Origin of the sequence: Streptomyces sp. A 4/2 (assembly GCF_940670765.1) — a bacterium.
In the GTDB taxonomy this organism is placed as follows: domain Bacteria; phylum Actinomycetota; class Actinomycetes; order Streptomycetales; family Streptomycetaceae; genus Streptomyces.
This window is the reverse complement of sequence record NZ_CALNVW010000021.1, coordinates 72,662-90,746: the sequence shown is the minus strand read 5'-3', so window position 1 is coordinate 90,746 and position 18,085 is coordinate 72,662. Positions and strand designations below refer to the sequence as shown.

Sequence of the window (18,085 nt, the reverse complement as noted above, 5' to 3'; positions counted from 1 at the left end):
GACTTGGAATGCGATGGACTGCGGTACGACCGAGAGCAGCGAGTCCGCGACGCGGCAGGTTCCGGCCGAAGGCACGGCAAGTGCCGAGGAGGCCGCCGCCGCGCTGGGCACGGAGCTGGTCCGGATGACCCGGCTGATCGCGGCGTGGAAACAGCGCGCCAAGACCGAGGCGGGCGCCGCGGACCGGGTGCTGCTCGCCCGGCTGGTGACCGACGGCCCCCAGCGGGCGACCGATCTGGCCGCCGCCGCGTACCTCGATCTGTCGACCGTCAGCAGACAGGTGCGCTCCCTGGTGGAGCGCGGCCTGGTGGAGCGCCACCCCGATGCGGAGGACCGGCGGGGTTCGCTGCTGTCCGCGACCGGGGCAGGACGCGAGAGGTTCGAGCAGTACCGCAGTCAACGAGACACCGAACTCACCAAGTTCCTGCAGGCCTGGCCCGGTGAGGACCGCTACCAGCTGATGCGGCTGCTGGCCCGCCTGACCGATGACTTGGTGAAACATCAACCTTTGCAGCGCGCGGCCGGACGGCATTCGGACAGCGCTGCACAGCAGGGAGAAAGCACGAATGAGTAGCACCGCACCCCCCACGGCCGAGGGGACCAAAGCGATACCCACGGCGGGCGGGCTCACCCACCGGCAGATTCTCACCATCCTGAGCGGTCTGATGCTGGGCATGTTCCTGGCCGCTCTGGACCAGACGATCGTCAGCACCTCGATCAGAACGATCGCGGACGACCTGCACGGGCTGAGCCAGCAGGCCTGGGCGACCACCGCCTATCTGATCACCTCGACGATCACCACACCGCTGTACGGCAAGCTGTCCGACCTCCACGGCCGCAAGCCCTACTTCCTCGCCGCGATCACCATCTTCATCGTCGGTTCGGCGCTGTGCACCTTCTCCACCTCGATGAACGAGCTGGCCGCCTTCCGCGCCTTCCAGGGCATCGGCGCGGGTGGTCTGATGTCGCTCGCGCTGGCGATCATCGGTGACATCGTGCCCCCGCGCGAACGGGCCCGCTATCAGGGCTACATGCTCGCCACCTTCGCCACCTCCAGCGTGGCCGGCCCGCTGATCGGCGGCTTCCTGGCCGGTCAGCACTCCATCCTGGGCATCACGGGCTGGCGCTGGGTCTTCCTGGTCAACGTCCCGATCGGGATCTTCGCGCTGTTCGTCGTCGCGAAGGTGCTGAACATCCCCCACGTACGCCGCAACCGCCGGATCGACTGGTGGGGCGCTCTCACCATCGCCGTCGGCGTGGTGCCGCTGCTGCTCGTCGCGGAGCAGGGCCGGGACTGGGGCTGGGGTTCGACGCGGTCGCTCGCCTGTTACGGGATCGGCGTCGTCGGCATCATCGCCTGGGTCTTCGTGGAACGCTGGATGGGGGACGACGCACTGATCCCGATGCGGCTGTTCCGCAACGGGACGTTCAGCAAGACCAGCCTGCTCGGCGTGCTCATCGGCATGGGCATGTTCGGCGGGATGCTGATGATCCCGCAGTACCTCCAGATCGTGAAGGGCGCCAGCCCCACCAAGTCCGGCCTGGAAATGCTGCCGTTGATGCTGGGCATGATCATCAGCTCGATCGCGGCAGGCCAGGTCACGTCGAAGACCGGCCGGTACAAGATCTTCCCGGTCATCGGCACCGTGCTGATGGTCGCGGCGATGCTGCTGTTCCACTTCCGCGTGCAGTGGGACACCCCGCTGTGGCAGACCATGATCTACATGCTGGTCTTCGGCCTCGGCCTCGGTTGCTGCATGCAGACCCTGGTGCTCGCGGTGCAGAACGCCGTACCGCCGAAGGACATGGGTGTGGCGACCGCGTCGTCCACCTTCTTCCGGCAGATGGGTGCCACCGCCGGTACCGCGATCTTCCTGTCGGTGCTCTTCAGCAATGTCGGCGGCAAGATCTCCTCGGCGTTCCAGTCCGCCGCGCACACCCCGCAGTTCCAGGCCGCGCTGCACGACCCGGCCGTCCTGTCGAACCCGGCCAACAAGCCGGTGCTCGACATGCTGAAGAACCCGGGTGCGGGCGGCGGTGCGAGCGTCCTCAGCGACTCCTCGTTCATCCAGAAGCTGGACCCGCGCCTCGCCGAACCCTTCAAGCAGGGCTTCGCCGACTCCATGCACGTGGTCTTCCTGCTGGGTGCGGGCGTCATCGTGCTGGCCTTCCTGCTGGTGCTGTTCATCAAGGAGGTGCCGCTGCGCCAGGTCTCCGGTCTTGAGGCCCGCGCGGCGGAGGACGCCGAGAGCGCGGGCACCGGCGCCGAAACCGCGGTGGCCGCCGAGCCCACGCACGAGGCCGCACCGACGGCCCTCGCCGAGGCCGCCGGAACGGGCCACGGTCACCACCGCCGCGCCGACACGCTCCCCGCGGACGGGCCCGGCCTTCCCGGCCCCGCCGTGCACGGCCAGGTCCGCGACAGCGACGGCGACACGGTGCCGCAGGCCGTGGTCACCCTCATCGACGTCGGCGGCCGACAGCTCAGCCGCACGTCGAGCGGTGACGACGGCAGCTACTCCCTCGGTACGCCCGGCAGCGGGACCTACATCCTGATCGGCTCGGCGGGGGCCCGGCAGCCGCAGGCGGCCACCGTGGCCGTGGGCAACGAACCGCTCCGCTTCGACCTGCTGCTCAGCGGGGCGGCGACGCTCTCCGGCGTGATCCGGAACGCGGTGGGCGGCGCCGCACTGCCCGGCGCGCTGGTCGTGGCCACCGATCTGCGCGGCGAGGTCGTCGCTTCCGGCAAGGCCGGTGCCGACGGCGGCTTCGAGCTGCGCGAACTCGTCCCGGGCAGCTACACCCTGGCGGTCAGCTCGGACGGGTTCCGTCCGTCCGCCGTGCCCGTCGAGGTCGCCAGTGGCGCCTCGAACTGGTACGAGGTGCCGCTCTCGCCCGGAGCCCGGGTCAGCGGCACCGTGCGCACCCCCGGCGGCCGGCCGCTGGAGGACGCCAACGTCACCCTGATCGACGTCGCCGGCAACGTGATCCACACGGCCACCACCGGATCGGACGGCACCTTCGGGTTCACCGATCTCGACCAGGGCGAGTACACGGTGATCGCCAGCGGTTACGCACCGGTCGCCACACCGCTGCGGATCAACGGCGCCGACCACGCCGACTTCGATGTGGCCCTCGGCCACGAGCCGGCCAACTGACAGTTCCCACCCCGCTTCGCGCGCCGACCGTTCCCAGGTCGGCGCGCGAAGTGCTGTCGTGGCACGGGCCTGTCGTCGAACCGCCGCACTGTCGTCCGCCATCCGGTCACCCGCAATCGGATGCCGCCACAAGTTGCCGGGCCCCCTCCGCGTGGAAAGCATTGAGGAGTGAGCCAAGTCGATGCAGGCGATGCCGCGTACCTCCGCTTCCCGCACCTCCACGGCGATCTGCTGTGCTTCGCGACCGAGGACGACCTCTGGGTCGCCCCGCTCGTCGCGGAAGGCGTGCGTCCCGACCGGGCCCGGCGGATCACCGTCGACCGGACCAGGGTCGGCCAGCCGCGTTTCTCCCCGGACGGCAGACACCTCGCGTACACGAGCTGGCGCAGCCTCGACCCGGAGATCCATCTGGCCCCGGTAGAGGGCGGCCCGTCCCGGCGGCTGACCTACTGGGGCTCGCTCGACACCCGGGTCTGCGGCTGGACCCCCGAGGGCGACATCCTGGCCGTGACCTCGAACAGCCAGCCGTTCTCGTACTTCAGCTGGGCCTACACCGTCGGCACGGACGGCTCCCCCGGCTCGAAACTGCCCTGGGGCCCGGTCCACGACATCGCGATCGGCGACATCGGCGGTGAGCGCCGCACGCTCCTGCTCACCGGGAAGCCACCGCACGAACCGGCCGTCTGGAAGCGCTACCGGGGTGGTGCGACGGGCCGCCTCTGGCTGCACGGGGAGCGGCTGCTCGCCGACATCGGGGGGCATCTGGCCTGCCCGATGCTGGTGGACGGCCGGGTCGCGTTCCTCTCCGACCACGAGGGCATCGGCAACCTCTACTCCTGCCTGCCGGACGGCACGGACCTGCGCCGCCACACCGACCACGCCACCTCGTACGCCAGGAACGCGTCCACCGACGGCCACCGGGTGGTCTACCAGTGCGCGGGCGACCTCTGGCTGGCCGACGACCTGTCTCCCGGAGCGGTGCCGCGCAAGCTGGACGTCCGGACCGGCGGACCGCGCACGGGCCGCCGCAGCTACCAGATCCCGGCGTCGAGCAACGTCGATGGGCTGTCCGTCGACGAGACGGGCCGGGCGAGCGCCGTCGTCGTACGCGGCAGCCTGTACTGGCTCACCCACCGCGACGGCCCGGCCCGCACCCTCGCCGACACCCCGGGGGTACGGGTCCGCCTCCCCGAGATGCTCGGCAGCGCGGGCCAGGTCGTCTACGTCACCGACGCGGAGGGCGAGGACGCGATCGAGCTCGCGTACATGCCACGCGCCAGCGGCGACCTGCCGCCCAGAAGGCTCGCGTCGGGCGGGCTCGGCCGGGTCCAGGAGCTGGTCTCGGACCCGGAGGGCGAACGGCTGGCGATCGCCTCGCACGACGGGCGGCTGCTGCTGCTCACCGTGCCGGACGACGACGCGGCTGCCGACACCGCCGCTCCCGGCTCTGCGACTGGCGACTCCGCGACTGCCGGCTCCGCGGCTGCCGACGGGACGGAGCCGCAGCCCGGCGTCGGCGTGCCCGCGCCGCCCGGCGAGGTCACCGAACTCATCCGCTCCCTGAACGGCCCGGTCCGCGACCTCGCCTTCTCCCCCGACGGCACCTGGCTGACCTGGTCCCACCCGGGCATCGGACGCTCCCTGCGGCAGATCAAGATGGCGAAGATCGCCGGGCCGATGGCCCCCACGGTCGTCGATGTCACCAACGGCCGCTTCGAGGACGAGAACCCGGTCTTCACCAGCGACGGCCGCTACCTCGCGTTCCTGTCCTGGCGGGGCTTCGACCCGGTGTACGACGTCCACACCGGGGACCTGTCCTTCCCGCTGGGCTGCCGCCCGTATCTGGTGCCGCTCTCCTCCACGACCCCCTCGCCCTTCGCGCTGTCCCCCGACGGCCGCCCGGCGGCGGGCGGCCTCGACCCGGTCGAGGACGTGGGGGACGTGGGGGACGGCATCAGGATGCTGGTGGAGATCGAGGGCCTGGAGAACCGGGTCACCCCGTTCCCGGTGCCCGCGTCCAAGTACTCGGCGCTCTGCCCGGTCAGCGGAGGCGGCCTCGTCTGGCTGCGCTGGCCGATCTCGGGCGCCCTCGGCGAGACGTTCGCCAACCCGGCCGACACCTCGGGGCGCCCCACGCTCGAACACTTCGACATCGCCAAGGCCCGCAAGGCCGAACTGGTCGGCCATCTCGACTGGTTCGCGATCAGCGGCGACGGCAGCCGCCTGGTCGTGGTGGACGAGGGCGACCTGCGGGCCGTCCCCGCCACCGAGCCCGGCGACAACGACACCACGGTCTATCTGGACCTGCGCCGCATCCTGCACGAGGTGGACCCGCCGGCGGAGTGGCGCCAGGCGTACGACGAGGCGGGCCGCATCATCCGCTCCTACTTCTGGGAGCCGGACATGTGCGGCATCGACTGGCCGGAGATCCTGGCGCAGTACCGCCCGCTCGTCGAACGGGTCGCGTCCCCCGACGAGTTCGCGGACCTGCTGCGCGAGGTGCTGGGCGAACTGGGCACCTCGCACGCGTACGTCACCCCCGCCCGCCGCAACGAAGGCCCCCCGCACTACCAGCGCGCGATGGGCCTGCTCGGCGCGAACCTGGTGTGCCGGGACGGCGCCTGGCTGGTCCAGCGGATCCTGCCGGGCGACTCCTCCGACTCCAAGGCCCGCTCCCCGCTGGCCGGTACGGGGATCCGCGAGGGCTCCGCGCTCACCCATGTGGACGGCCGCCCGGTGGACCCGGTGGCCGGCCCCTACCCGCTGCTGGCCGCCGCGGGCGGCACCACGGTCGAACTGACCTTCCGCCCGCCCGGCAGCGAGGGCCGCTCCCGCCGGGTCGCGGTGGTCCCGCTGATCGACGAACGCCCGCTGCGCTACCAGGACTGGGTGGCCAAACGGCGCGCGGTGGTACGGGAGTTGAGCGACGGCCGGTGCGGCTACCTGCACATCCCCGACATGGGCGGCTCGGGCTGGGCACAGTTCAACCGGGACCTGCGCCTGGAGGTCTCCCGGCCCGCACTGATCGTGGACGTACGCGGCAACGCGGGCGGACACATCAGCGAGCTGGTGGTCGAGAAGCTCACCCGCAGGATCCTCGGCTGGGACCTCACCCGCGACGCCCAGCCGGTCTCGTACGCCTCGAACGCACCGCGCGGCCCGGTGGTCGCCCTGGCCGACGAGGCCACCTCCTCGGACGGCGACATGATCACGGCGGCCTTCCGCCTGCTGAACCTGGGCCCGGTGGTGGGCCAGCGCACCTGGGGCGGCGTGGTCGGCATGACCGGCCGCCACCAGCTCGGCGACGGCACGGTGATCACGGTGCCGATGAACGCGGCCTGGTTCGACGCGTACGGCTGGTCGGTCGAGAACCACGGCGTGGAACCGGACATCGAGGCCCTGCGCACCCCGCTGGACTGGGCAGAGGGACGCCACGCACAGCTGGACGACGCGGTATGGACGGCACTCGACCTCCTGGCCGCCCACCCGGCGGCGGCCCCACCGGACTACACCGCGGTCCCGGACAAGAGGCGCCCGGAACTGCCGCCCCGGTAGACATCCCACCCATCGAGCCCGCCCGACGAACACCGGCAAAAACCAAGCCCGTCCAACGAACAGCGGCCAAAATCAAGCCCGTCCGGCGATTGAGGACCCACTCAAGCCCGTCCGGCGATCGAGGACCCACTCAAGCCCGTCCGGCGATCGAGGACCCACTCAAGCCCGTCCGGCGATTGAGGACCGGGGGTCCGGGGGCAGCGCCCCCGTGCCCCCGAACGCGCACCCGCACCCCACACCCACACCCACCCAAAGAAAGAACGCGCCTCCCCCGAAGGGAAGACGCGCCCTCACCGACTCAAGTTCAGGAGTCGAACTCGTCCCGAGCCCGGTCGGCCGCCCGGCCCCCCGACTCCTGGCCCCGCTCCCGCGCCTGGTCCGCCGCGTCCCGGCCCTGCGAAGACCGCTCCGATGCCTCGTCCTTCGCACCGGCCATCTGCTTCTTGGCCCGCTCGGAAAGCTCCTGCGCCTTGTCCTGGAACTGGTCCTTCATGCCCATGTGGTTTCACTCCCATGTGAAGTCTGACGGGGGTAGGGGGCGCCTCGGCCCCCTGGGGCCTCTCGGCCTCGACCAGACTGACACGCACGGACATTCAACGCATTTCGATCAGTAACTCTCCGTACGCGCCTTCTCGTCCGCCGCCCCGCCCGCACCGACGAGCCCCCGTCCGACCCCCGCCAGCCGCGGCTCGAAGCGCCGCATCTCGCGCTGGCCGACCGTACCGATCAGCGAGGGGAGGTATCCCCGTACGGACTGCATCCCGCGCAGCCACCACTGCGCGTACACGTGGGAGGACCGCCGCTCGATACCGGCCACGATCCGGTCGACGGCCGGGCCCAGCGGGTACGTACGGTTCGCGGGCCACGGCAGCCGCTGCCGCAACTCCCGCATCACGTCGTCCTCGTCGGCGCCGCGGACCATGTCCGTGTCCGTCCAGGACAGATAGCCGACGCCCACCCGCACGCCCTTGTAACCGACTTCGGCCCGCAGGCAGTGGGCGAAGGCCTCGACGCCGGACTTGGAAGCGCAGTACGCGGACATCATCGGGGCCGGCGTGATCGCGGCGAGCGAGGCGATCTGAAGAAAGTAGCCGCGGCTCTCCATCAGGACCGGCAGGAACGCCCGCCCGGTCACCGCGCCGCCCACCAGGTTGACCTCGATGACCCGCCGCCACGCCTCGGGGTCGGAGTCCACGAACGGTCCCCCGGACGCCACCCCCGCGTTGGCGACGACGATGTCGACCTTGCCGAAGTGCGCCTTGACCTCCTGCGCGACGCGCGCCATCGCCTCGTGGTCGGTGACGTCCGCGTGCCAGTGCGCGCTCTCGGTGTGCAGCCGCTCCGACACGGCCTTCAGCTCGTCCGGCTCCAGGCCGACGAGCGCCACCTTCGCGCCGCGTGCCGAGAGCTTGCGGGCCAGCAGTTCACCGACCCCCCGCGCGGCCCCCGTGACGACCGCGACCTGGCCCTCCAGGCTGTTCCTGCTCATGCGGCCTCCTCCTTCTCCACTCGTACGTACGCCTCGACCAGCTCACGCAGTCGCCCCCCGACCGCTTCGGGCGCCTCTATCGGCGACATGTGCCCCACGCCCACCAGCTCGGTGAGGCCGAGGCAGTGCGGCAGCGCGGCGGCCAGCGCCCGCGCGTGCACAACAGGGGTCAGCCGGTCCGACGCCCCGGCGATCACCGCGGTGGGTACGGTCAACTCCCTCACGTCCGCGTCGAGATCAAGCCCGGCGAGCACGTGCGACCAGCCCACCCGCGTCGTCCGGGGGCAGTCGTGCACGATCCGCGCGCACGCGGCCACCCGATCGGGGGCCGAACCCGCGCCCATCGTGGCGTACTTGAGGATCCGCTTCGACAGGGGCGTGACCGGACCGAGCGGAGCGCGCGCCCCGAGCACGCCACGGGTCAGCCGGGTCCGCAGCCGTCCCTTCCGCAGCGGCAGCACGGTCGACTCGGCCACCAGGTCCGAACTGCCCGTGTTGCAGAGCAGCACCGCCGCCGCGTGCTCCCGGAATCCGGGGCGGCGGGAGGCGGCCATCATCGTCATCCCGCCCATGGAGTGCCCGGCCAGCACGGCCCGTTCACCAGGCACGAGCGTGGCGGCGAGCACCGCCTCCAGATCGTCGGCCAGCTCGTCCGTGCAGTAGCCGCGCGGGTCCGCGCCGGGCGTACGCCCGTGCCCGCGCTGGTCGTACACCACCACCCGGAACTCCGCCGAGAGGTCCCTGATCTGCGCGTCCCAGAAACGGGTCGAGCACGTCCAGCCGTGCGAGAGCAGCACGGTGGGGGCGCCTTCGGGCCCGTACACCTCGACATGGATCCGCGCACCGTCGGCGGAGACGGCGGTCAGTTCACGCACGCCGCTCACACCGCCTCCTTGTCCGTGACCCGGCGCGCGGCCGGTACGGTCCCGGCACTGGCCTCGGCACCGGCAGCCGCCCCGCCCACCGCAACGGCACCCGCGCCGGTACCCGCACCCGCACCCGCCCGTACGACGTCGTACTCGCCCAGGTCCACCGCCCGCGTGGCCCGGCGGAACTCGCTCGTGGTGCCCGGCCAGATCGTGGTGTTGCGGCCGTTGGCGTCGAGGTACCAGCTGGTGCAGCCGCCGGTGTTCCAGACGGTGCGCTTCATCCGCTCCTGCACCCGGGTGTTCCAGGCGCTCACCGCGGAGACCCGCGGGTTCAGCGCGACGCGCCCGCCGAGGACGTTCAACTGCCGCATGTAGTCGGCGAGATAGCTCAGCTGGGACTCGATCATCAGGATCATCGACGAGTTGCCGAGGCCGGTGTTCGGCCCGATGATCGTCATCCAGTTGGGGAACCCGGCCGCGGTCGCCCCGCGCAGCGACTCCATGCCGTCCTTCCACGCCTCGGCGAGGGTGATGCCGTCGGCGCCCACCACCCGCTCGGCGATCGGCATGTCCGTCACATGGAAACCGGTGCCGAAGATGATGACGTCCACCTCGGTCTCGGTTCCGTCGGAGGCGATCAGGGTATTGCCCCGGACCTCCTCGAGGCCGGAGGCCACGACGTCCACGTTGGGCTGCGCGAGCGCCGGGTAGTAGGCGCTGGACAGCAGGATGCGCTTGCAGCCGATCCGGTACGACGGCGTGAGCTTGTTGCGCAGTGCCGGGTCCTTGACGGACCGGGCGATATTGGCCTTGCCCAGGGACTCGATGAGCCCGAGCTCATTGGGGTGCTTGGTGAACGCGCTGACCTGCAACTCCCGGATGCCCCACAGCAGTCGGCGACGCGCGGCCCCGGTGAAGGGCAGCTTCCCGTGCAGCCACCGCTCGGCACCGGATATCGCCCGGTCCATGCGCGGCATGACCCACGGCGGAGTGCGCTGGAAGAGCGTCAGCCGCCCGGCCTGGGGCTGGATCGCGGGCACGATCTGGATCGCGGACGCCCCGGTCCCGATCATCGCGACGCGCTTGCCGCGGAGGTCGTAGCCGTGGTCCCACTGCGCGGAGTGGAACACCTTGCCGTCGAATCCGGCGAGACCGGGTATGTCCGGGACCTTCGGGTCCGAGAGCGGTCCGGTCGCCGAGACGACCACGTCGGCGGTCAGGGTCCCCTGCGCGGTCTCGATCTCCCAGCGCAGTTCGTCGCCGTCCCAGCGCATCAGCCGCACTTCGTGGTTCAGCCGGATGTGCGGGCGCAGCCCGAAGGTGTCGGCGACCTTCTCCAGGTACGCCCTGATGTGCGGCTGCCCGGAGAAGGTGCGCGGCCAGTCCGGGTTGGGGGCGAAGGAGAACGAGTACAGGTGGGACGGTACGTCGCAGGCGCACCCCGGATAGCTGTTGTCACGCCAGGTCCCGCCGACCGAAGCGGCCCGCTCCAGGACGACGAAGTCGGTCACCCCCTCGCGGCGCAGCCGGACGGCGGCGCCCAGGCCACCGAATCCGGATCCGATCACCGCCACGCGTACATGCTCGTGCTGGGTCATGCTGCCGCCTCCCGCAGTGCCCCGAACCCTGCCAGTAATCACTGGCACAGTTCGGAGAGTAGAGCAGCTCCGTACTCATGGGTAGGGGGCAAGCGCCGGAAAGTTCCCGCCCCCACGGCATAGGCTGCCCGCGTGGCAGAGGAAACAACGGGGCGCGAGTACCGCATGGAGGAGCTGGCCGAGATGGCCGGCATCACGGTGCGCACGCTGCGCTTCTACCGCGAGCGCAAGCTGATCCCGCCACCGCGCCGCGAGGGCCGGATCGCCTGGTACGACGACCACCACCTGGCCCGGCTGCGTACGATTTCGGCCCTGCTGGAGCGCGGCCACACGCTCAGCGGCATCGCGGACCTGGCCACCGCGTTCGAGAGCGGCCGGGACGTGGCCCAGCTCCTGGGCCTGGCCGCCACCGAGGCCCCCGCCTGGACCGAGGAGGAACCGGTCCGCCTCACCCCGGAACAGCTGGCGGACTACTTCGAGGGCGAGGTCACCGCGGAGAACCTGGCCACGGCGCTGCGCCTGGGCTATCTCGCGACGGACGGCGACGAGATCATCCACGTCAGCCGCCGGCTGCTGGACGTGTCGGCGGCCCTGGTCGGCGAGGGCGTCCCGCTCGCCGCGGTCCTCACGGCGGGCCACGAGGTCCGCCGGCACACGGAGGCCCTCACCGAACTCTTCGCCGAGCTGGTCCGCGATCAGCTGCCCGACGAGGAGTTCGCCGGGGCGATGGAGCGGGTGCGCCCGCTGGCGAAGAGCGTGGTGGACGCGGAGCTGTCGATGTCCCTGGACCGGCGGGTCCGGGCGGAGAAGGACGGGCTCGACCGGGACCGCCCGCTGCCCGCACGGTGACTCAGGACTCGTAGACCGTCGTCACCGGCGCGTGGTCGCTCCACCGCTCCTCGTGCGTGGCCGCCCGCTCCACCCAGGACTTCACCGCACGCGCGGCGAGTCCGGGGGTCGCGACCTGGTAGTCGATGCGCCAGCCCGAGTCGTTGTCGAAAGCGCGCCCGCGGTAGGACCACCACGAGTACGGGCCCTCGACGTCCGGGTGCATCGCCCGCACCACATCGACGTACGCCGCCTCGTCGAAGACCCGGGTCAGCCACTCCCGCTCCTCGGGGAGGAAGCCGGAGTTCTTCTTGTTGCCCTTCCAGTTCTTGAGGTCAGCCTCCTGGTGGGCGATGTTCCAGTCACCGCACACCACGACCTCGCGGCCGTCCGCGGCGGCCCGCTCCTTCAGCCCCTGGAGGTACGGCAGGAACTCCGCCATGAACCGGATCTTCTCGTCCTGCCGTTCCGTACCGACCTCGCCGGAGGGCAGATACAGGCTGGCGACCGTGACACCGGGCAGGTCGATCTCCGCGTACCGCCCGCTCCCGTCGAACTCCTCGCTCCCGAAACCGATCTGCACCCGCTCCGGCTCACGCCGGGCGTACAGCGAGACACCGGCGCGCCCCTTGGCTGCGGCGGGGGCGTGCACGGTGAACCAGCCCGCCGGCTCGCGGACCTCGTCGGTCAGCTGCTGGGGCTCGGCCCGTACCTCCTGGAGGCAGATCACATCGGCGGAGGTCTGCGCCAGCCACTCCACGAAGCCCTTCTTGGCGGCGGCGCGCAGTCCGTTCACGTTTACGGTTGTCACAGTGAGCATCAAGGCACCTTACCGACAGCCCACGACAGCCCTGCATCCGCCCGCATAGAAGTACGATGGTCCGCATGAATATCCGCCCGATCCGTTACGACCACCCCGACGCCGTCAAGCTCAACGACCGGGTCCAGCTCGAATACGACGAGCGCTACGGCGACGGAGGGGACGTCACCCCGCTCGACGCCACGATGTTCGACCCGCCGTCCGGGCTCTACCTCCTCGCGTACGACGCACACGACCAGCCGGTGGCCACCGGCGGCTGGCGCAACCAGGACACGGCGGGCGACCACGGGTACCGGCCGGGCGACGCCGAGCTCAAGCGGATGTACGTGATCCCCGAGGCACGCGGCCTCGGCCTGGCCCGGCGGATCCTCACCGCCCTGGAGGAGAGCGCCCGCGCGGCCGGACGGATCCGGATGGTGCTGGAGACCGGTGACAAGCAGCCGGAAGCGATAGCGCTGTACCTGTCGAGCGGGTACACGCTGTGCGAGAAGTTCGGCCACTACCGGGAGTACGAGACCAGCCGCTGCTTCGAGAAGCAGCTCGCCCCCGCCGACAGCCCCGCCCCGGTCCACGAATCCGTCCCCGCCGACAGCCCCGCCCTCGCCGACGGCCTCACTCCCACCGACGGCCGCACTCTCACCGACAGCTGAGACGGCCGCGGCCGGTGCCCGCTCAGCGCACCCGGCCGACCCCCACGTAGAACCCGCTCCGCTCCTTCTTCGGCGCGGGCCCGTCCCGGTGCCACTCCACGGCGGGCACCAGCCCCGGTTCGACCAGCTCCAGCCCCGCGAAGAACGGCTCGACCTCGGCGCGCGTACGCATCCGCAGCGCGATGGAGCCGCTCTTGTACGCGGTCTCCGTCTCGGCCTCCAGCTCCGGGTGCTGATCGGCCGTGCCGTGCGAGAAGACCAGATAGCTGCCGGACGGCAGGGCGTCCACCAGGGTGCGGGTGATGCCGTACGGGTCCTGGTCGTCCGGCAGGAAGTGCATGAGCGCGATGAGCGACAGGGCGACGGGCCGGTCGAAGTCCAGCAGCTGACGCGCGCGTTCGAGGATCAGCTCCGGTTCGCGCACATCCGCGTGGATGTAGTCGGTGGCCCCCTCGGGGCTGCTGACCAGCAGGGCCTCCGCGTGCCGCAGCACGATCGGGTCGTTGTCCGCGTAGACGACCCGGGCCGCGGGCGTGATCGCCTGGACGATCTGGTGCAGATTGGGCGCGGTCGGGATGCCGGTGCCGATGTCCAGGAACTGATCCACCCCGCTGCGCGCGAGCCAGGCCGCGGCCCGCTGCATGAAGGCCCGGTTCCGCCCCGCGATGCCCCGCGCCTCCGGCGGCAGATTCTCGCCCACCTGCTGGTCGACCGGGTAGTTGTCCTTGCCACCCAGGAGCCAGTCGTAGACGCGCGCCGGGTGGGGTCGGCTGGTGTCGATCAGGGGCTTGTCGCTGGCGGCCGTCACGGGATCGCTCCTCCGGATGGTGAATCTCGGAACACGTACCAGGATCGCGGCCAGCGTAACGGGGCCCGCTCCGGCCCCGTCCACCCCCGTCACGAGGCTGGGAAATCACCCAGCCCGGTGTTGGCCCCGCACAGCACGACACAGACCTTCTCCCCCGCGGCCGGGACGTACGCCCCGGTGCTCAGCGCGGTGAGGGCGGTGGCCGCGGCATGTTCCACAGCGAGCCTGCGCCGGTCCCACAGGGCAGCGCGGGTCGCGGTGATCGCCTCGTCGGGGACGAGCACGGAGACCGCTCCGGCGCGCTCCGCCCACTCCAGCGCCATCGGGGTGACCCGGCGGGCGCCCAGTGAGTCCGCGGCCACCGACTGCACCGGCACGTCGACCGGCGCACCGGCAGCCAGGCCCGCGTGCAGGGCGCGGCTCCCCTCCGGCTCGACGGCGACGACCCGGATCCCGTGCTCGTGGGCCGCGACGGTGACACCGGCGAAGAGGCCGCCGCCACCGACCGCGACCACGACGGTCTCCACGTCGGGGCGCGCGTCCCGGATCTCCTCCAGGAGCGTGCCGGCCCCGGCGGCGATCAGCGGATGGTCGTAGGCGTGACTCTCCAGCGCGCCGGTCTCGGCCGCGTACTTCCGGGAGGCCTCCAGCGCTTCGGCGTACTCACTGCCGACCTGCCGGATCCGTGCACCGAGGGCCCGCAGCCGGGCCACCTTGACCGCGGGAGCGGTCTCGGGCACGAAGACGGTGGCCGGAGTGGAGTGCCGCGCCGCCGCCCAGGCACACGCCAGTCCGGCGTTCCCCCCGCTGGCGATGACGATGCCCGCCTCCGGCAAGGTACCGGCCTGGGCGTGCGCGGCGACGAAGTTGGCCGCACCCCGGGCCTTGAAGGACCCGGTGTGCTGCACGAACTCGTAGGCGAAACACCCTTCCGCACCGCCGAACTCCTCCGCGCCACGCTCCGACGGGGAGAGCGCCACCCGCCGCGTGTGCCCCTCGATGCGGGCGCGGGCGGCGGTGACGTCGGTGTACGTGATGCTCACGGGGACCTCCTGAACGGCGGGGCCGACTGTCGGCTCGAGGAAACTCATCGGGATCGCATCGGGAACACGTCGGGGGAACGCATCGTGGAACGCGTCACGAACCCTTCGCGAAACCGCTTCGGAAAACGCGAAATCCCGTCCGATCGAAGCGATCGGACGGGATTTCGTCAACCATTCCTGAGCGGACTCAAGAACAGTCATTGCGGTGGACCTGTGGGGATTTGAACCCCAGACCCCCTCGATGCGAACGAGGTGCGCTACCAGACTGCGCCACAGGCCCTTGCAACGAGTGAAACTTTAGCACCTCGATCGGGGTGCTCGGAAATCCGCTCCCCCGCTGGTCACGGATGCCCGGTCACTCGTTGGCCGCACGCGGCCGGTCCTCTTCCTCGTACTGGTCGAAGAGCGGCGTACGCCCGCGCTCGCGGGAGCGGCGGGCCGCCGCTCCCCGGTCGCGCGGGGCGGGCGCCGGAGGCTCGTCGGAGGCCGGTTCGGCGACGCTGGACGAGCGGGCCGAGCTCCAGGTGTCCGGGGCGCCGAGGTCGATGCTGCCGGGCGCGCGGGGAGCGACCGGGGCCGTGACGTACGTCGGCAGCGGGACCGGCACCGGCTCCCAGCTGTCCCCCTGCACCCGGCCGCGCTCGCGCTGCTGGTCGACCCACTCCGCGTGGTCCGTCTGCTCGACCAGGGCGCGGCGGCCGGCCTCCTGCGCGGAGACCGCGGGTGCGGGTTCGGGTTCCGGGTGCCGGCGGTCGTCGGCGGGGGCGTCCTGTTCGACGGCGCCCGCGCCCGGACGGCGCGACCGGGTCTCCCGCAGCCGCTGAGCCGCCACCTCGGCCCGGCGCCGGTCCATCGTGAAGGCGAAGCGCCGCCGCTCCTGCGTGCGCAGGTAGACGATGTACGTACTCAGCAGCAGCGCGGGGGCGGCCGGCGCCCACAGGAAACCGAGGCCGCCGACCGCGGCCACGATCGCGCCGAGGGTGAACGCGAGGAAGAGCAGCACGGTGGTGCGTCTGCGGCGCGCGAGTGCCTTCGTGCGGCGGGCTCGCTCGGCGGAAGGACCGGCAGCGGGCCGCGCCGGGCGCGCCGGCGGGGCGGTCCGCTCCTGGCGGGCCGTGGGCGGATCCGTCGGGGACATGGCGAAGGACCGGACGTCGACAGAACTCGGGGATTCCGTCGTGACATCCGGGTCCGCATCGTCGGAACCGCTCTCACCGGCTGCGCGTTCCTGCAGCTCCCTGGCGTACCGGCGCTCCATTCCCGCCCGTCCGGACAGGAGCCGGATGGCAGTGCTGAAGCGTTCCGTCGGACGAGCCTCGTTCAACTCGTCCTGCCTGCGGAGCCACATCGGCACCAAGTAGGCGGCCCAGGCCCCGACGATGACTGCGTAGATGAGGCCACTACTGCTCACCCTCACACCGTAGAGGGGTGCACGTGGGGCCATCTGCCAATTGGCCCGGTGTGTCGCACGATCCGGCTGATATCTCGAACTTTTTTTATGATTGTTCGGATCAACAGTCATCGATTGTGGGCGTGTTCACATCCGAAGACTGGTCATTCGCGATCGCTTTCGAACACTTATTTCATTTACGGGATGTTCCTGGCTGTTCCCGGGTGGGCCCGACGCCACCGGTTGAGCAGCCCGTCAGGCACTTCTTCCGCGGTCAGCGCGAAGACCAGATGGTCCCGCCAGCCGCCGTCGATGTGCAGATAGCGCGGACGCATCCCTTCCGCACGGAATCCCAGTTTCTCCACGACGCGGCGGCTGGGCCCGTTCTCCGGACGGATACAGACCTCGATGCGGTGCATACCGACCTGCCGGAAACAGTGGTCGACGGCGAGAGCGACCGCGGTCGGCATGACGCCGCGTCCCGCGACCTCCCGGTCGACCCAGTACCCGACATGGCCCGAGCACATCGAGCCCCAGGTGATCCCGGCGACCGTCAACTGCCCGACCAGCCGGCCCTGGTACTCGATCACGAAGGGCAGCATCCGGCCCGCGTGGGCCTCCGCGCGCAGATGGCGGACCATCTGGCGGTAGGTGGGACGCTGGGCCACCGGGCCGCCGGGGGCCGGCGGCGGAACGGTCGCCTCCCAGGGGCGCAGCCACTCGCGGTTGCGCCGGTTGACCTCGCGCCAGATCTTCTGGTCCCGCAGTTTGATGGGGCGGAGAACGACGGGGCCTTCCGCCAGTTCCACGGGCCACGGTGAGAGGTTCAGCTCATGCTCCCGGAGGTCCTCCCGGACTGCGTCCGGGGGCTGGGTCCGGGGTGGTCGCCGCCCCGGATCTGGTCGACGGCGTGGACCAACAGCCGCCCCAGTACGGCCAGTCCGTCGCGCACCCCTCCGGTGGAGCCGGGGAGGTTGACGATCAGCGTGGTGCCCGCCAGCCCCGCGACGCCGCGCGAGAGCGCGGCCGTCGGGACCCCGGCCAGCCCCTCGGCCCGGATCGCCTCCGCGATACCGGGGATCTCGCGGTCGAGGACGCGGCGGGTCGCCTCGGGGGTGCGGTCGGTGGGCGAGATGCCCGTACCGCCGGTGGTGACGACGACGTCGTACCCGGCCTCGACACCGTCGCGCAGGGCCTGTTCGACCGGATCCCCGTCGGGGACGACCCGCGGACCTTCGACGGTGAAGCCCAGTTCGGTGAGCGCGGCGGCGATCAGGGGGCCGCCGCGGTCCGCGTAGACACCGGCGGAGGCGCGGTTCGACGCCGTCACCACGAGGGCGGTGTACGGCGCGGTCATGCGTCGGGGCCCGTCGGCGTGGACCGGTGGTAGTCGCCGGACTTGCCGCCGGACTTCGCCTCGACGCGGACGTCGGTGATGACCGCGCCCTTGTCGACCGCCTTCACCATGTCGATCACGGTGAGCCCGGCGACCGCGACGGCCGTCAGCGCCTCCATCTCGACACCCGTACGGTCCGTGGTCCGCACCGTCGCGGTGATCTCGACCGCGTCGTCGGCCACCGCCAGGTCCAGGGTGACCCCGGAGACCGCCAACGGGTGGCAGAGGGGGATCAGATCCGGGGTGCGTTTGGCGCCCATGATGCCCGCGATACGGGCGGTGGCGAGGGCATCGCCCTTGGGGACGCCCTCCCCCCGCAGCAGTTCGACGACGCGCGGCGAGACGAGGACCCGTCCGCTCGCGGTCGCGGTGCGCGCGGTGACGTCCTTCTCCGAGACGTCGACCATGCGGGCCGCGCCCACCTCGTCGATGTGGGTGAGCCCTTGCTGCGTACTCATTGCTGTGGCGCTCCCGGTCAGGC

15 protein-coding genes, 1 tRNA gene and 1 pseudogene are annotated in these 18,085 nt (G+C 71.4%); 5 read left to right on the top strand and 12 right to left on the bottom strand.

The window, feature by feature from the left end; genetic code table 11:
- Nucleotides 1-13 precede the first annotated feature (13 nt).
- The 3 genes from NBY69_RS17230 (at nucleotide 14) to NBY69_RS17220 (ending at nucleotide 6,713) form a co-directional block, all read left to right on the top strand.
- Nucleotides 14-574, top strand: a complete 561-nt coding sequence (locus NBY69_RS17230; RefSeq protein WP_250301849.1) for a MarR family winged helix-turn-helix transcriptional regulator — start codon at nucleotides 14-16, stop codon at nucleotides 572-574.
- Nucleotides 567-3,158 carry an MFS transporter gene (locus NBY69_RS17225; RefSeq protein ID WP_250301848.1) on the top strand — a complete coding sequence of 864 codons (2,592 nt, stop codon included), beginning with the start codon at nucleotides 567-569 and terminating at the stop codon, nucleotides 3,156-3,158. The genes NBY69_RS17230 and NBY69_RS17225 overlap by 8 nt, the downstream gene beginning before the upstream one ends.
- 168 nt (nucleotides 3,159-3,326) lie before the next feature.
- The gene (locus NBY69_RS17220; protein WP_250301846.1) at nucleotides 3,327-6,713 is read left to right on the top strand and encodes a S41 family peptidase; all 3,387 of its coding nucleotides are present in this window, start codon (nucleotides 3,327-3,329) and stop codon (nucleotides 6,711-6,713) included.
- 304 nt (nucleotides 6,714-7,017) lie between these two features.
- Here NBY69_RS17220 and NBY69_RS17215 read toward each other — a convergent pair whose 3' ends face one another.
- The 4 genes from NBY69_RS17215 to NBY69_RS17200 form a co-directional block, all read right to left on the bottom strand.
- Complete coding sequence (locus NBY69_RS17215; RefSeq protein WP_250301844.1) at nucleotides 7,018-7,206, bottom strand: hypothetical protein; 189 nt, start codon at nucleotides 7,204-7,206, stop codon at nucleotides 7,018-7,020.
- A 114-nt stretch (nucleotides 7,207-7,320) separates the two neighbouring features.
- Entirely contained in the window at nucleotides 7,321-8,202 is an 882-nt protein-coding gene (locus NBY69_RS17210; RefSeq protein ID WP_250301842.1) for an SDR family oxidoreductase, read from the bottom strand.
- Nucleotides 8,199-9,086, bottom strand: coding sequence for an alpha/beta fold hydrolase (locus NBY69_RS17205; RefSeq protein WP_250301841.1), 888 nt, complete (start codon nucleotides 9,084-9,086; stop codon nucleotides 8,199-8,201). Before NBY69_RS17205 ends, NBY69_RS17210 begins: the two co-directional genes overlap by 4 nt.
- Entirely contained in the window at nucleotides 9,083-10,669 is a 1,587-nt protein-coding gene (locus tag NBY69_RS17200; protein ID WP_250301839.1) for an NAD(P)/FAD-dependent oxidoreductase, read from the bottom strand. Before NBY69_RS17200 ends, NBY69_RS17205 begins: the two co-directional genes overlap by 4 nt.
- A gap of 165 nt (nucleotides 10,670-10,834) precedes the next feature.
- On the opposite strand from NBY69_RS17200, the gene NBY69_RS17195 reads away from it, so the two are divergent.
- Entirely contained in the window at nucleotides 10,835-11,518 is a 684-nt protein-coding gene (locus NBY69_RS17195) for a MerR family transcriptional regulator (RefSeq protein ID WP_250301943.1), read from the top strand.
- Nucleotide 11,519: 1 nt separating this feature from the next.
- On the opposite strand, the gene NBY69_RS17190 is transcribed toward NBY69_RS17195, so the two are convergent.
- Entirely contained in the window at nucleotides 11,520-12,317 is a 798-nt protein-coding gene (locus NBY69_RS17190; RefSeq protein WP_250301837.1) for an exodeoxyribonuclease III, read from the bottom strand.
- A 65-nt stretch (nucleotides 12,318-12,382) separates the two neighbouring features.
- Between NBY69_RS17190 and NBY69_RS17185 the strand changes: the two are divergent.
- Nucleotides 12,383-12,859 (top strand): annotated as a pseudogene (locus NBY69_RS17185) (GNAT family N-acetyltransferase); the annotation flags it as partial.
- 130 nt (nucleotides 12,860-12,989) lie between these two features.
- On the opposite strand, the gene NBY69_RS17180 reads toward NBY69_RS17185, so the two are convergent.
- From NBY69_RS17180 to moaC, 7 genes are all read right to left on the bottom strand, one after another.
- Nucleotides 12,990-13,775, bottom strand: coding sequence for an SAM-dependent methyltransferase (locus NBY69_RS17180; RefSeq protein WP_250301836.1), 786 nt, complete (start codon nucleotides 13,773-13,775; stop codon nucleotides 12,990-12,992).
- An 89-nt stretch (nucleotides 13,776-13,864) separates the two neighbouring features.
- Nucleotides 13,865-14,866, bottom strand: a complete 1,002-nt coding sequence (locus NBY69_RS17175) for a serine/threonine dehydratase (RefSeq protein WP_250301835.1) — start codon at nucleotides 14,864-14,866, stop codon at nucleotides 13,865-13,867.
- Between the two features lie 158 nt (nucleotides 14,867-15,024).
- Nucleotides 15,025-15,098 (bottom strand) — tRNA-Ala (locus tag NBY69_RS17170).
- 75 nt (nucleotides 15,099-15,173) lie between these two features.
- Nucleotides 15,174-16,229, bottom strand: a complete 1,056-nt coding sequence (locus tag NBY69_RS17165; protein ID WP_250301834.1) for a hypothetical protein — start codon at nucleotides 16,227-16,229, stop codon at nucleotides 15,174-15,176.
- A gap of 176 nt (nucleotides 16,230-16,405) precedes the next feature.
- Nucleotides 16,406-17,017 (bottom strand): GNAT family N-acetyltransferase, encoded by a 612-nt coding sequence (locus NBY69_RS17160; protein ID WP_250301833.1) that lies wholly within the window; start codon nucleotides 17,015-17,017, stop codon nucleotides 16,406-16,408.
- A 17-nt stretch (nucleotides 17,018-17,034) separates the two neighbouring features.
- Nucleotides 17,035-17,565 (bottom strand): molybdenum cofactor biosynthesis protein B, encoded by a 531-nt coding sequence (locus NBY69_RS17155; protein ID WP_250301832.1) that lies wholly within the window; start codon nucleotides 17,563-17,565, stop codon nucleotides 17,035-17,037.
- Nucleotides 17,562-18,062 (bottom strand): cyclic pyranopterin monophosphate synthase MoaC, encoded by a 501-nt coding sequence (gene moaC / locus NBY69_RS17150; protein ID WP_250301831.1) that lies wholly within the window; start codon nucleotides 18,060-18,062, stop codon nucleotides 17,562-17,564. The genes NBY69_RS17155 and moaC overlap by 4 nt, the downstream gene beginning before the upstream one ends.
- Nucleotides 18,063-18,085 lie beyond the last annotated feature (23 nt).